12 protein-coding genes and 1 pseudogene are annotated in these 13,949 nt (G+C 38.1%); 7 read left to right on the forward strand and 6 right to left on the reverse strand.

Annotation, left to right across the window (positions count from 1 at the left end; genetic code table 11):
• Positions 1-87 precede the first annotated feature (87 nt).
• The 6 genes and pseudogenes from ACH6EH_RS19350 to ACH6EH_RS19375 form a co-directional block, all read right to left on the reverse strand.
• Entirely contained in the window at positions 88-570 is a 483-nt protein-coding gene (locus ACH6EH_RS19350; RefSeq protein ID WP_397333476.1) for an Ig-like domain-containing protein, read from the reverse strand.
• Positions 571-785: 215 nt separating this feature from the next.
• Positions 786-1,055, reverse strand: a complete 270-nt coding sequence (locus tag ACH6EH_RS19355; protein WP_397333477.1) for a hypothetical protein — start codon at positions 1,053-1,055, stop codon at positions 786-788.
• Positions 1,034-1,804, reverse strand: a complete 771-nt coding sequence (locus ACH6EH_RS19360) for a nuclease-related domain-containing protein (protein WP_397333478.1) — start codon at positions 1,802-1,804, stop codon at positions 1,034-1,036. The genes ACH6EH_RS19355 and ACH6EH_RS19360 overlap by 22 nt, the downstream gene beginning before the upstream one ends.
• 49 nt (positions 1,805-1,853) lie before the next feature.
• The gene (locus ACH6EH_RS19365; protein WP_397333479.1) at positions 1,854-2,261 is read right to left on the reverse strand and encodes a hypothetical protein; all 408 of its coding nucleotides are present in this window, start codon (positions 2,259-2,261) and stop codon (positions 1,854-1,856) included.
• Entirely contained in the window at positions 2,218-3,192 is a 975-nt protein-coding gene (locus ACH6EH_RS19370) for a WXG100 family type VII secretion target (RefSeq protein ID WP_397333480.1), read from the reverse strand. The genes ACH6EH_RS19365 and ACH6EH_RS19370 overlap by 44 nt, the downstream gene beginning before the upstream one ends.
• 277 nt (positions 3,193-3,469) lie before the next feature.
• Positions 3,470-4,714 (reverse strand): annotated as a pseudogene (locus tag ACH6EH_RS19375) (helicase-related protein); the annotation flags it as partial.
• 337 nt (positions 4,715-5,051) lie between these two features.
• Between ACH6EH_RS19375 and dndB the strand changes: the two are divergent.
• The 7 genes from dndB (at position 5,052) to ACH6EH_RS19410 (ending at position 13,941) form a co-directional block, all read left to right on the forward strand.
• The gene (dndB, locus tag ACH6EH_RS19380) at positions 5,052-6,146 is read left to right on the forward strand and encodes a DNA sulfur modification protein DndB (RefSeq protein WP_397333481.1); all 1,095 of its coding nucleotides are present in this window, start codon (positions 5,052-5,054) and stop codon (positions 6,144-6,146) included.
• Complete coding sequence (gene dndC / locus ACH6EH_RS19385) at positions 6,136-7,641, forward strand: DNA phosphorothioation system sulfurtransferase DndC (RefSeq protein WP_397333482.1); 1,506 nt, start codon at positions 6,136-6,138, stop codon at positions 7,639-7,641. Before dndB ends, dndC begins: the two co-directional genes overlap by 11 nt.
• Positions 7,642-7,659: 18 nt before the next feature.
• Positions 7,660-9,666, forward strand: coding sequence for a DNA sulfur modification protein DndD (dndD, locus tag ACH6EH_RS19390; RefSeq protein WP_397333483.1), 2,007 nt, complete (start codon positions 7,660-7,662; stop codon positions 9,664-9,666).
• Positions 9,663-10,028, forward strand: coding sequence for a DNA sulfur modification protein DndE (gene dndE / locus ACH6EH_RS19395; RefSeq protein WP_397333484.1), 366 nt, complete (start codon positions 9,663-9,665; stop codon positions 10,026-10,028). The genes dndD (ACH6EH_RS19390) and dndE overlap by 4 nt, the downstream gene beginning before the upstream one ends.
• Positions 10,029-10,049: 21 nt before the next feature.
• Positions 10,050-11,180 (forward strand): cysteine desulfurase family protein, encoded by a 1,131-nt coding sequence (locus ACH6EH_RS19400; RefSeq protein WP_397333485.1) that lies wholly within the window; start codon positions 10,050-10,052, stop codon positions 11,178-11,180.
• Positions 11,181-11,546: 366 nt separating this feature from the next.
• Positions 11,547-13,580, forward strand: coding sequence for a DNA sulfur modification protein DndD (gene dndD, locus ACH6EH_RS19405; RefSeq protein WP_397333486.1), 2,034 nt, complete (start codon positions 11,547-11,549; stop codon positions 13,578-13,580).
• Complete coding sequence (locus ACH6EH_RS19410) at positions 13,567-13,941, forward strand: hypothetical protein (protein WP_397333487.1); 375 nt, start codon at positions 13,567-13,569, stop codon at positions 13,939-13,941. The genes dndD (ACH6EH_RS19405) and ACH6EH_RS19410 overlap by 14 nt, the downstream gene beginning before the upstream one ends.
• Positions 13,942-13,949: the final 8 nt, after the last annotated feature.

Here is a 13,949-nt window from a genome sequence, read left to right on the forward strand (position 1 = left end):
GTAAATGGGGTAATCTTCTTCATGAGAGGTCTCCTTTTCGAATCGTGGTGTCGTGACTACCGATTCTACTAAAGGCAAGACCTCTTTTCAATTTTTATTTCCTGTTACTGGATAATCAACACGCCTGCTACAAGACCCCTCTCCCAACGCTTCCTGCCTTCCGCTGCTGTACACCGCCTTGGTTACAGTTGAATGGGTTTGGCCGGTCTGCAGCCGGTAGCTGGATTGATCAAGCACCAGACCTGTGATGACATCGTCAGGCACCCGCTCCTTCAAGATCACTTTCGCTTCTGCTGTAACCTGGTTCGGATTATGGATGCCTGCTGGCAAATCAAGCGTCCCCTCAAATAGATAAACTCCTGCGGCTGCAGGATCATATATCGGAGTACCCCCATTCCAAGCGACTGGAGCGTCTGTAACCGAATGGTCCTCCAAGGTAATCTCTATCGTTCTGGGCAGTCCGAGCCCCTCCTTCCTTGTACCAAACGAGACATAAATATCCGGGATATAAGTCACATCCGTAACTGTCAGCGCCGGCTGAGCATTGCGGATGCGCCAGCTGTTCCCCATAAAGGAGCTATCAGTATTATTGCAGCCATGAGAAGTGCGGTAAAACGTTTCTTGCGTGTTAGTAGCATCTGGATGTTTCCTCCTGAAAGTGAATTATAATCGTATAAAAAAACAATGAAAGAATACTATACAACTGACTATAAGGCTAGTAATAATTAACTGTTTTTTCAAAGAGTAGCTTTGAACGGGAAATATACCGGCCTTCCCAGTCAAGATCAACTCTTAACATGATAAGAATGATCTCTACTGACACTTCCCGCCTTGTCCACATGCTCTGCTCGAAGCCTAGAATCGGTGATTATCGCTTCGCTCAGGGTTTCATAGATGCTCTGTATATCGCTTTCTGTTAATTCGGGGTTCAGCTTTTCGGCTTGAATCCGGTTCATTTTGCGCTGGATATATTCCGACAGCTCGACATCGTACACAATGAGATCGTCAGATTGGATCTTCCTTAATTCTGGGTCTACGCTAAATCGGCAGCGCATGGTAAAAGACACCAGAGAGATGTAACGGGCCTCCCGGTATTTTGCTTTATCGCCTGGATATGACCGTAATTCTGCATGAACGGATTGTACATTTTAAATCTGCCGCTCACCGTCCAGGACTTGCCCTGCCTGCTACCCTTGATCTCGCCGTTGTAATTCTTCGTCTCAATCACAAACAGGCCCTGCGGGGTAATCACCACATGATCAATCTGCGAATAACCCGTGCGTGATTTCGAATTGGCCACCATAAGATCACTCAGAAAGTTGCATCCTTTAGGCAGCTGATCCAGCTGGATATTAATCTTATGCTCGCCCAGTTGTCCGATTCTTGTAGGCTCAACTTTAGGCTTAGGTTTGGGCTTACTTCTGGATGGTGCATTGGCCTTGTTGGATTGAGCCGGCTTTTTCTTATCCGGGGTACTTGATTTGAACAGTGACAGTAACTTTTTTAACATGTGAAGGCTCCGTTCTGTGGGTTGGGTGTTTTTGTTTTGTATCGACCGGTAGGGCGCACTCTTGTATACTGATTTTTCCAAAGTAATAAAAAAGCCGCCTAAACATCTTCTTCCAGCTCTTTTAAAAAAGAAATCATCGGTATAACTGTCAGAAACAATTGCAGAGATTTGATTAATGACACCGTTCTTTTTATCATATTCAATCTTACCGACCGTTTCTTCATTTGGTCCATAACTATACACTACTTTTTGTTCGTTTTCATAATCCTTCAGCATTAATACGAATACTGCCATTGAATGTCACTTCGCCTTGAAAAACACGAGTCCTAACTAGGTTAACTCACTATATCTTTTTAATTGAAATTGAGGTGCAAAGTATCTCTGAGTTAAGAGGGGGAATTAAAATTTTGCAATTTAGCAAACTATGACCATCCCTTTGAACATCAGTTACTTCAATATCTTGAAGAAAATAAGGGATCTGTGGTCTAGTCAACTCTCTTAAGGGTTTTATCCGATCATCGACATTTGTAACAAAGGAAAAACTAGAACAACCAATAAAGGATAACTTGACGTTGAACTCTGTGTCCTCAAACACAAGGGTTATTTCATCACCAAAATAACTTGAATCAAACCTTAACACTCTAGCATCCCAGTAGTGCATGGACTCAATCTGGGATAGAATTTTTTCAGCCTTCACGCTAATTACCTCACTTTTTGTATGGGATATGAGCTTCAGAGCTTTTTCTGTCAACAACATTCAAGTTTACATCAATCGGATTACCACTTTCATCAAACAAATGAACATGGTCATACTTTGTAACCTTATCAGGTGGGTCAATTTTCATTCGAACGTTTCCATTAGCATCTCTAATGTGAACGAAACCATTGTTATCAGTATACTTCCAATCCTTCGGCAAGCTATCTAAGATTTCTTGTTTTGACATGTTAGGAATGTTTTCAGCAATAATGTTACCTGCAAAGTTTCCTACAGTGTTATCCGTACCCTCAGCCTTCTTAGAGCCGCCACCACCACCGCCTGAATCATCGTGATCCTTGAGACCGAGCCTGCGAAGAAGGAAATTACTCGCAATTGCAACTCCCTGCTGCCCAATAAATTGGTCTCTTCCTCCTGCAGCATTCACACTCTCATCAAACTTCTCCCGGGTGTCTCCCACGTCGAAAGCCATCTTGGCTCCCCAAACGGTAGTATCTATAATTTCTTCTGCCGTGCCAATAGTGGCATTGTACAGCATATCTTCTGCCGTTCCAATCGGGTCCTCGATCAAGGCTTCTCCTGTGCTTACGATGGAATCTGCGATATTCTTGCCGCCCGTCTTCACACCTTCCCACAGATCTTCTGCGTGATCCTGCCAGTTTTTCGGCTCGGGCTTATTACTAGATGGGATATATGACAAGGTTTCCTCATCTAGAAGCCTAAATTTAATTGCGATTCCTTGTAATTCTACGCTGACAGACTCCATAAGTTCAATAACCCGTTTCAGATCCAGTCGAGCTCGATCATATTCCGCATAAAACCGCTGCCGTGTCGTTCCTTCCCATAACAGCATCGTGTCCATTTGATGATTCAGTTGGTTCACAGTCCACTCCAATTGCAGGGAAGCTAGGTGAAACTGCTGGGACAACTGGATCAGCACTTCCGGCGGCACAATTATTTTGAACATTTGGTTACCTCTCCATGGTTTACTAACCTTCATTGTATCCAGATTCAAATATATGGAAAAGGTTCTAGAGTCCTTCATTCAAGATCCTGAATAAGACACTATCTCATTAGCCTAGGAGATTTCATCTAATTCTATAGTCCGTATGTCACTGGGTTAGCATGGATGCTGCACAATTTATTACCAAAGCATCAAATGATACAGAGATAAGCACAAAAACCGCTCGAACATCAGAACAGCACCTGACATCCGATCGGCTTTCCACTCATCATCAAAGCCCCTACTGCACCACTCCCTGTTCCTTACGCTCAAAATGAACATGCAGCCTATACAGGCATACCTCCTGCGTCCAGCGGTGCAGCACTTCTAGATCTTCCGCAGTAGGTTCAATATCTAGGCTAAACACGCCATCCTCAAAGCGAGTCATGCTTCCTCTGGCTGAGCTCCACTTGGTCATGGGCATCCTCTCAATCAGCTTGCCTACCCTTACCTCATCATAATCCCACAGCTTTTTCGCATCGTTATCTGAGAAATCAATCCGTTTGCGGTACTCCTTCTCGGTCAGATACTTATGGAAGAATGGCGCGACCTCCAGAGAAGTCACAGGTTCTGCCCATTGTTTCGGTCCACGCTCCAGCATGTACAGAAGAACGATCATTTTGTAGCTTTTGTTCATGGCCGTCTTCTCTACGTCACGCAGCCAGTTCTCATGCCGCCAATAAACTTCTTCTTCCTGCTCACTCAGGCACTCCGCCCATAGAAGAAAGCCAACGTAGGAACCGAATTCATTCCGATACTCCCAGCTGTTGGCGCGTCCGTAGAGGTGAAGCTCCAGATAGGTCGGGATCCGCCCAAGCTCCGCTTGGAGATCCAGAAAAGATCGGTGCAGACGTTCCCGGTGAGGCAGCTTTTTGCGGCTTAATTCATCCAGCAGGTTGATGACCCCAGTCTCCAGCTGGATCTCGCATCCGGCCGGCACCGAAGGAATCACCTTGTCCTTAGCCGTTCCTTTCAACTCCTCGTCATTCGCGAACAGCCGCAGCTTCACATCCGCATTCCGGTAGTTGCCGATCAGGTCGATGATGGTGCGGTGTGTCTTCTGCTCATATAACCTGAGGCCCCGGCCCACCTGCTGGGTGAACACCGTTAACGATTCTGTTGGACGTACGAACAGCAGCGTATCCACACTTGGAATATCCACGCCTTCATTGAACAAATCCACTGTAAAAATAATGTCAAGCTCCCCATCGGCAAGACGCTGGATTGCTTCTGCTCTGGTCATGCCTACCGTTCCGGAATGCAGACTGACGGCGGGGTTGCCCTTCTCCTGAAAATACCCCGCCAAAAAATCCGCCTGCCGGATCGACGAACAAAAGCCAATCGTTCTCGTCTGCTTATGCGCCATCCAGGAATCGTAAATCTTGTCCGCAAGACTCCCTCTTAACTGGGCAGCCGTTAGCTGTTCGTCATCATAGTGCGATCCCATCCAGCGGATGGACGAATAATCGGTATCATCATAGACGCCTCAAAATACTTCGGAGCAAATCCCACGCGATGCTACCTCATTCCAAGTTTATAAATCTTGAAGCAAACACACAATCTGCGTCTCCCTGTTTCAACAGAAACCACCAATGAGCTCGTCCACTAGGTTCTGAATAATGTTAGCTTAACTTTCAGTGGAGACGAGGATCTTGATGAATTATACTTAGCCCCGACAACCTCAGCAAGATAGAGCAAATCTAAGCGCGCTCTCTCATATTTCGTCAATTTTATAATATAAGTATTGAACATCCGTTCGTATTAAAGTAGAATCAAACTACATCCATCAATATTACGTACGTAATAAAGGAGAATACTCTGTCATGAATTTTAGTTATAGTTTTCCAGCTATCCGTGGAACTCAAGCAGGGAGAGATTTCTATACGGTGATGTGTCCACTAAAGCTGATCCCGAAGATATTCGTGTTTGATGAAGAAGAGATTCCGGCTGAGTACCGAGCTCAACGTCTAATGAATAAATCAAGAATCCCCGATATAACCAATTATATTCTTGAAAATCCAAAAGACTACATATTTTCTTCGTTAACTGCGTCTGTAGATGGAGAATTAATCTTTCAGGAACACTCTAATGGGCTTCAAGATATAGGGTATCTTTCGATTTCTCTTGATTCTAAATTTCTTATAAATGATGGACAGCACAGAAGAGCGGCAATAGAAGAAGCTTTGAAAATTGCTCCGGAACTAGGCGAAGAGAACATATCTATAGTTTTTTTTCATGATTTTGGACTTATGCGCTCTCAACAAATGTTCTCAGACCTGAATCGCCATGCAGTAAATACTACCTCTTCAATCGGTATACTATATGATCACCGAGACCAATTGTCTCTTGTAACAAAAGAAGTGATTTCAAAGATTCCCTTGCTGGATCGATACACCGACAGAGAAAAGGTAAATCTCTCAAAAAATTCTCCTAAATTATTTGCATTAAACCATATATTCAATACGAACTGCAGACTTTTAGGCAAACGGAAAGGCGAATTAATCTCTGAAGCAGAAAAGGAATTTGTAACTGAATTTTGGATTCTTTTAAGTTCTACCATTAATGAATGGCAACAGGTACTAAAGAAGCAAGCATCTACTAGAGATTTACGGGCAAACTCTATAGTTGCTCACGGAGTTTTCTTAGAAGCTATTGGCATCATTGGCCACTATCTTTATTTCTATCATCCGGATGAATGGCAGAATTATATAAAAAAATTAAAACATATTGACTGGCATAGGAACAATAAAAATGACTGGCAAGGCCGAGCCTACAGCCATACAGGTCGTATTAATAAGAACAATCAAACCGTTCAACTCACAGCCAACCTAATTAAAAACAAAATTGGACTCTCTTTTACAGAACAAGAACAAAAAACTGAAGATAAATTTAAGGAGGTTTATACTTTTGGAACTTAATATTTTTAACACTAGCAGTAAATTTAATGAATCTAGAGAATTAGTAAAGAAAGTATACCTGGCTGATGACCGTCCCTGGGTAATTGGTTTTAGCGGAGGTAAAGATTCCACCGCTCTGGTTCAAATAGTGTTTCAGGCACTAAGCGAACTTTTGCCTAGCCAATTAAACAAAAAAGTATATGTAATTTCTTCAGATACTCAAGTTGAAACTCCTCTTATCATTGATAAAATCACCCGCACCTTGGGAAGAATTCAGACCAAAGCACTTGAAATGAAACTTCCTATTGAAACCCAAAAAGTAAGGCCAAAGGCTGAGCAAACATTCTGGTCTTCAATTATTGGGAAAGGTTACCCTACTCCACGTCAAAAATTCAGATGGTGCACTGATCGTCTGAAAATTGAACCTGCTAATAAATTTATTCTTGAAAAAGTAGATCAATTTGGAGAAGTCGTTATGCTTCTTGGAGTCCGGGATTCCGAGAGTTCTACTCGTGCGGCAGTCATGCAGTCACATACCATAGAAGGTAAAAATTTAATGAGGCACTCCACCCTTCGGAATGCCTTTGTATTTGCACCGATCAGATCATTTAATGTAGACGACATATGGGAGTTTCTACTCCAATATCCTTCACCTTGGGGCGACGATAATAACGAGCTGCTACAATTGTACCAAGATTCAAGCAGTGAGTGCCCACTTGTCGTAGATAAAGAAGTTAAGGAAAGTGCTGGTTCATGTGGAAACAGTAGATTTGGATGCTGGACTTGCACGGTTGTAACTGAGGATAAAGCACTGAGCGGATTTATAAATAGCGGTGTAGAGTGGCTTACTCCACTCTATGAGTTCAGAAATTACCTCGTGAATATTCGTGAAGATCGTTCTAAACGTCAAAAACATAGAATGAATGGTGAGGTTTATCTGACAACGAATCTCGGTGGAATTAATGAAGAGGATATTAAAGCGAGAAAATATAAGAGTATCAAAAAATCTGAGATCAAGCAATTTATAGAAGATAACAATATTAATTTGGCAACAATTGAAGAACTTGAGGTATTTGTTGAAGACGAAGATGGAAAGTTTAAGCGTTTCGGGGTCGGCCCTTTCACCTTAAATGCTCGAGAAGAGATTCTCAGAGAACTACTCAGAACCCAGAATAAAGTTCGCGAACTTTATGATCCAACTATTGAGCTCATTACTTTTGAGGAACTTAAGGAAATCCGTAAATACTGGCATAACGATCTTCAATGGGAAGATCGCCTACCACGAATTGTTAAAGAGGAAACCGGAGAAACTTATGATTGGCATAAAGATGACCGCCCAGTATTCAAAGACGATCAGCTTACTGATTTAGAGACATTATGTCAGGAAGAAGGCGTAAACTTAAATCTGCTTAAAAAGCTGATATCAGTAGAGAAGGATTTTTCCGGAGTAAAAGTCCGAAGAGGACTTATTCAAGCTTTTGATAAGACCTTAAACCAAGATTTTTTACATTTATAAAGGTGGATTAGATACTTCATGCAGATCAATAAACTGATCTTACGTAATATAGGTGCGTATCACGGGGATCTTAACAATTTTAACTTTAAGACAGCTACTAACCAAAATGTGATATTGATCGGCGGGAAAAATGGTGCCGGTAAAACTACCATTTTGGAATCCATTCGAATTGCTTTATTTGGCTCCATGGCCTTCGGTTATATTACTGAGAATGAAGCTTATTATAAGAAGATCCGTTCCCTGCTAAATCGGAAGGCTCTTCATGAAAACAATCAGGATAAGTATCAAATTGTTCTTGAATATTTATCAACAGAAGAGTTTGAACCTATCATCTACTCTATAATCCGCAGTTGGAATATTAAAGATAATAAAATTAAAGAATATTTATCTGTTAAAAAAAATAACGTTCATCTTAATGCCCAGCAGATTTCTGATTTTCAAAATAAACTCAGAGAAGAAATGCCGCCAAGATTATTTGAACTTTGTCTATTCGATGGTGAGGAGATATCCAGAATCGTATCTGAAGAGAAAATTCCTGATTATTTACAAGATGCAGGAAAAATCCTCTTTAATCTGGACTTATTTATCAATTTAGAAAAAGACCTGCAAAACTACAGACAACAACATGCTAAGAAAAATTCAAACACCTCAAAAGATTTTGAACTCAAAAGTTTAATTGAAATAGAACTTCATGATCTTAAAAATCGATTACAGAATCTTCAAATTGATCTACTTAATTATCAGGATGAAGCTAATGAAATCAAAGATTTGATAAGACAAGATAAAAAGGATTTTGAAATTCATGGTGGACTTATTCAGGAGAACAGACAACAGTTAATTCAACAAATTAATAATATTGAGCAACGCAGAAAAGAAAATTCTGATCAAATTAAAGCATTCACTTTATCATATCTTCCTTTTTTTATCGCTCGTGAAACGTTGGAAAAGGTTTCGAATCAGATTGCCAGAGAGAAAGACTATGATTCTTTCGAGTATATAAGCACAAATTTAAAAAAGAATCACCTATCACAGTTACTAAGCAGCCTCTCACGATCGTCAGATTTAAATTTCTCAGATCAACAAGTTGAACGTTTCCACAAAGACTTGTTAAACCTTTTCAAACCGTCTATTACTGAAGTATTCCATAGATCTTCATTTGAACAACAAAATGAAGTCTACACTATGCATAAAAAAATTCAATCCATTAACGCACAACATTATGTTGAATTATTTGATGAGAATACTGCGTTATTAGAGAAATCTCAGAAACTACGTAAAGCTATTGCTCTAAATGATAATTCAAGTGAATTTAAAGAACTTCTTGAGCGGATTGAAGAAAGTAATAGGAGATTAGAACAAGTTAAAATGATCTCTGAAAAACTAGACGAAGAAATGAATGAAATAGATGAACAAATCAAACTTAAAGAAATCGGATTGACTAAACTCAATGATAAAATACGCGAATATTATAAATTCGATAATTCTTACGAAATGACAGAAAAATTATTAATTGTAAGTAAACGATTTAGAGAACGTCAATGGCAAAAAAAACTTAACGATGTCGCTAAAGAAGCAACAAAAATGATCAATATTTTGTTCCGAAAAAAAGATTATATAGATCGTATTCATATAGACTCGTCAAATTTTCAGATTACACTATATAATAAACAAAAACAGGAAGTTACCAAAGAACGATTATCAGCTGGCGAAAAAGAAATGTTAATGTTGACAGTAATCTGGGCTATGTTCAAAGTATCAGAGTGGAAACTGCCATTTGTTTTTGACACATTGTTTGGCCGACTCGATCAAGACCATAAAAAGTCTCTAATTAGACATTTCATTCCAAAATGCGGTGATCAAGTATTGATGTTTACAACAGATTCAGAAATTGCAACTGAACATTTCAATATGATCAATGACATAACTTCATTATGCTATACATTAGAATATAACTCATTTCAGGAAACAGCTGAAATCGTTCGGGGCAGATATTTCAATGTGATTAAGGAGACAAGCCCAAGATGAATTTCACTCTCAAAACTTCTAAATATGCAAAAGAAACCTTACTACAGCTGCAAGCTTCTACCGGAATAACACCGAATATTTTGATTCGTTATGCTGTAGCTCTTTCTATAAAAAAAGGAGATATCCTCCCCGTCAGCAAAGATTTTAGCGATGGATTAGTTCTCAACAGAAATACCGTTACTGGTGAATTTGATTATATTTTTCGAGCAATGATCACACAAGCTGCATGTAAAGAATTGACTGATGAAGAATACTTTCCAGGATACTTTAATGCGCATCTAGAAAGAGGCATACGTGACTTAGCCTCAGAATACAAAGGCACAGGAAATTCCGAAAAATTCATTCGTGCTTTGCTAATCTAATACAAGAGGTCGGGATAACACATGATCTATTTAGATAACAGTGCTACAACAAAATTACATCCAGAAGTTCTTGAAACCATGCTTCCCTATCTCAAAGAAGAGTATGGGAACCCTTCAAGCAAATTTTACTTATTAGCTGAGAATGCTAAAAAAGCCGTTAAAAGTGCACGCGAACAAGTAGCTTTGTTACTTGGATGTGAGGATGATGAAATTATATTTACTAGCGGTGCAACGGAGAGTAATAACATGATTATCAAAGGAGTACATGATTATTATGGAAAAATATCTAAGAACTCAAATTATATGATCACTTCTCAAGCAGAGCATCCTTCTGTTTTAGAATCTTTCCGTTATTTAGAGGAACGTGGAACAAATGTAAATTATCTTAAGGTTGATTCCTTTGCAAGAGTCAACGTGAACGAACTTACTGAAGAACTGCATCGCCAACCACTTCTCACATCCATTATTTGGGGTAATAATGAAATCGGCTCTTTAAATCCTATTTCAGAACTTGCTCAAGAATTTGAGGAGAATAATCTATTTTTCCATACAGATGCCACACAAATCATTGGTAAAGTTCCGTTCAACCTAAAAGACATACCAGGGATTCGCTTCTTATCTATGTCCGGCCATAAAATAGGAGGACCCAAAGGAATTGGAGTTGCTGTAATTCGCAAACAATCCAAAGAGATTTACACCAAGTTAACTCCTCTATTACACGGTGGTGGTCAAGAAAATAATTACCGAAGTGGAACGCTTGCCGTTCATAATATTGTTGGATTGGGAAAAGCAGCTGAAGTTGCGCATAAACATATAAATGAGAATATCACCAAACTAGAAGAATTAGAAAAATACTTAATTGGACTACTTCACGAAAATTTAGGTGATAAGCTGAAATTTAATAGTGACACCAAAAATAAGATCCCCGGCCTTATTAGTTTGCAGTTTGTAGGAGTAAATAGTGAACTACTGATCAAAAAATTATCTCCTTATGTTGCGCTTTCTTCGGGCTCAGCTTGTAGTTCAAGCAAACCAAGCCATGTCCTTACTGCATCAGGAATTTCTCTTGAGGAAGTCAGACAATCCGTTCGAATCACTTTAAATCCACAAATCAACAAAGCAGATTTAGAGATTTTTAGAAACATTAAATAGGAAACATAAAGACTTGGTAGATTTATATCTGCCAAGTTTTTCTTTCTTATTCTATTATAAAGTTCCCCTTCTTACCCTAATTTTTCAATATATATGCTATAATTATTTAGGTCATAATATCTATTACAACTAGTTATTAATTACTATATAGATTGAAAGGTGATTTTATGGAAACACTATCAATACGACAACGAGAAAAGAAACTTTTAAACGATCTCTGTGATCACTATCATCTTAATCCAGATTTCATTAATCTTTTAGTCAGAACTGCGGAAAAGAACATGCATGAAAATAAATCATCGACTGAAAAACGTACCGAATATATTGATTTGGTTAGTTATCACACTAAGAGGAAGGACTAGAATTATGATTATTAAAAAGCTAGTTCTAAATAACTACAAGACGTTTTATGGCCATCAAGAGTTGGATCTTGATATTCCTCATATGAGTCGTAAAGATAATAAAAACATTATATTAATTGGTGGGCTTAATGGCTCGGGTAAGACATCAATTCTAAAGGCCATACATTACAGCTTGTTTGGAAAACGTGGAATATCCACTGATGAATATAAGCGTATTTTTTCAAACGTAATCAATAATACTTTTTTTAATGAAGGTGGTAGAGAGTGCTATATTACTTTATCTGTTGAGGTTAACAACCAGGAAGAATGGGAACTTAAAACCAAATGGATATTCGATCATAATAAGATTCAAATCAATGAGACAAGAGAAATTACAATCCGTAAGCCTGGAGCACGAATCGGCCGTACACAAATCATAAATAATATCGAAACGTATAATCGCTTTATTGATCGTACTATTCCATATCATGTTGCCCCATTTTTCATATTTGATGGAGAAGAAATTAAGGATATCATTTTAAGACAGAATAGTACTGAGATGAAGGAAGCTATACAAAAATTAAGCGGTCTTGAAGCTTACAAAATATTAACAAGAGATTTAAATGATGCTCTTTCTTTTTTAAACACTAAAGTTTCTAAAACTTTGTCTATTCCAGAAACAAGTCAAGAAAAAGTTAAATCGGCACATTCTGAAACGGTAAAATTATTAGATGAATATTATGCCAAAAAAGCTAAAGAGGAAACAAAAAAAACAAAACTAACGGAACAAATTCAGGTATTAAAAAAAGAACGCGAACACAAAATTAAAATCAATTCTTCTTCAAGAGAAGCCTTTGTCAAGAAGCTTGCAGCCAGTGAAACAAGACTCCATAGTTTGGACAAAATTTTCACTGAAGAGTTTAGGCATTCTGCATTTGATATTCTCTTAAGAGATCAATACCTTCTATTACAAAAGGAGCTAGAAAATGAAGAAAAATATCTACAACAAAAGATAATTAAAGAAGCTTCATTAGTCCCGTATCAAAATTTCATATCTAACTTATTTGAAGTTGACGTTGACCCTCCGCTTACATCGACTCAAAAAGAGAACCTCATGGAGTCAGGCGAAAAAATCTGGTTTCAACTAAATAAAATTAACTCTGAGTTAGAGGAAGTTGAGCTTCTTCATGACTTAAATAAAGATCAATACAATAAATTAATGAATTTACCACTTAAAACTTCTCAAAATCTAATAAGTATCTACAATCAAATGGAGAAAGAAAAAAATATGATTCAACACTATGAGTCAGAAATTAGAAATGCTCCTGAATCCGTTGATATCAAAGAAGAAAACGAAAAAATCGATAATTTCACTAAAATGCTTGGCGAAGTAGAATTAAGATTAAAATCAGCTACACGAAAAATGAGTTCATTAAATGAGGAAAAAATACGTCTAAGTAAAAAACTAGCTCAATCCGAAAAAAAAGAAGATCACAACAATCAGTATCAGGAACAGTTTGAAGCCATCTCATTAATTAATCAATTTCTTAACGACTATATTGTAAAATCAACAAAGTTAAAGGCTGGTTTTATACATGAGCAATTTGAATTTATGCTTAACCAATTATTCCGTAAACAAGATGAATTCGGTAGGATTGAATTTGATATAAGTACTTATACGATCCGTTTGTACAATGATCGAAATCAAGAAATCAGTATTCATGATCGTTCTGCAGGAGAAATGCAAATTATATCATCCGCATTGATATGGGCTCTCACTAAGTCATCCCGTTATGCGTTGCCTATGATTATAGATACACCGTTAGGAAGACTAGATAGTTATCATCGTTCTTATCTAATTGATCACTACTACAAAGAATTAAGTGAACAAGTTATCATATTATCAACTGATACAGAAATAACTGAAGATTATATTAAACAGATCGAAGGCAGTACTTATAAACAATTCACCTTAGACTATGATCAAAATAGAAAATACACCTTGATTAAGCCAGGATACTTCTTGTCCAAGGGGGGCCTAAAACATGGCAGGCTTTAAAGGGAAGCAGCTTAGCTATGAAGGAAAACTACTACTCGATTATTTTGTCGATGCCCTTTCTGTTGATAGGCCATTTATAATGAGGCTTGCATTATCTAAAGGCCTCTCATCTCACCGTAATATTGAGATTAATAATCAAATCGGTGGAAATAGGTGGGAAATACCTAATTTTCTCAATTTGGTTGAGTATAATTTGTACTCTCACATTATAATCAATCAAGCAAAAAGAGTCCTAAGTGCCGAAGAAATCAACAATGAAATCTTAAATCAGATTGAAAAGGGACTTCGATTATTAAATTATGTGCAAAAAGAAAAAAACTCACTTGATGACTTAAGAGTTGCGATATTAACAATGAATTGAAAAGAGGC

The sequence above is a fragment of the Paenibacillus sp. JSM ZJ436 genome, from assembly GCF_044383795.1.
In the GTDB taxonomy this organism is placed as follows: Bacteria; Bacillota; Bacilli; order Paenibacillales; family Paenibacillaceae; genus Paenibacillus_AQ; species Paenibacillus_AQ algicola.

Excerpts from the sequence above, each read along its gene's own strand:
- ACH6EH_RS19350 (WP_397333476.1), bottom strand. The coding sequence starts at position 570 with ATGGGGAACAGCTGGCGCATCCGCAATGCTCAGCCGGCGCTGACAGTT.
- ACH6EH_RS19355 (WP_397333477.1), bottom strand. The coding sequence starts at position 1,055 with ATGCGCTGCCGATTTAGCGTAGACCCAGAATTAAGGAAGATCCAATCT.
- ACH6EH_RS19360 (WP_397333478.1), bottom strand. The coding sequence starts at position 1,804 with ATGGCAGTATTCGTATTAATGCTGAAGGATTATGAAAACGAACAAAAA.
- ACH6EH_RS19370 (WP_397333480.1), bottom strand. The coding sequence starts at position 3,192 with ATGTTCAAAATAATTGTGCCGCCGGAAGTGCTGATCCAGTTGTCCCAG.
- dndB (WP_397333481.1), top strand. The coding sequence starts at position 5,052 with ATGAATTTTAGTTATAGTTTTCCAGCTATCCGTGGAACTCAAGCAGGG.
- dndD (WP_397333483.1), top strand. The coding sequence starts at position 7,660 with ATGCAGATCAATAAACTGATCTTACGTAATATAGGTGCGTATCACGGG.
- dndE (WP_397333484.1), top strand. The coding sequence starts at position 9,663 with ATGAATTTCACTCTCAAAACTTCTAAATATGCAAAAGAAACCTTACTA.
- ACH6EH_RS19400 (WP_397333485.1), top strand. The coding sequence starts at position 10,050 with ATGATCTATTTAGATAACAGTGCTACAACAAAATTACATCCAGAAGTT.
- dndD (WP_397333486.1), top strand. The coding sequence starts at position 11,547 with ATGATTATTAAAAAGCTAGTTCTAAATAACTACAAGACGTTTTATGGC.
- ACH6EH_RS19410 (WP_397333487.1), top strand. The coding sequence starts at position 13,567 with ATGGCAGGCTTTAAAGGGAAGCAGCTTAGCTATGAAGGAAAACTACTA.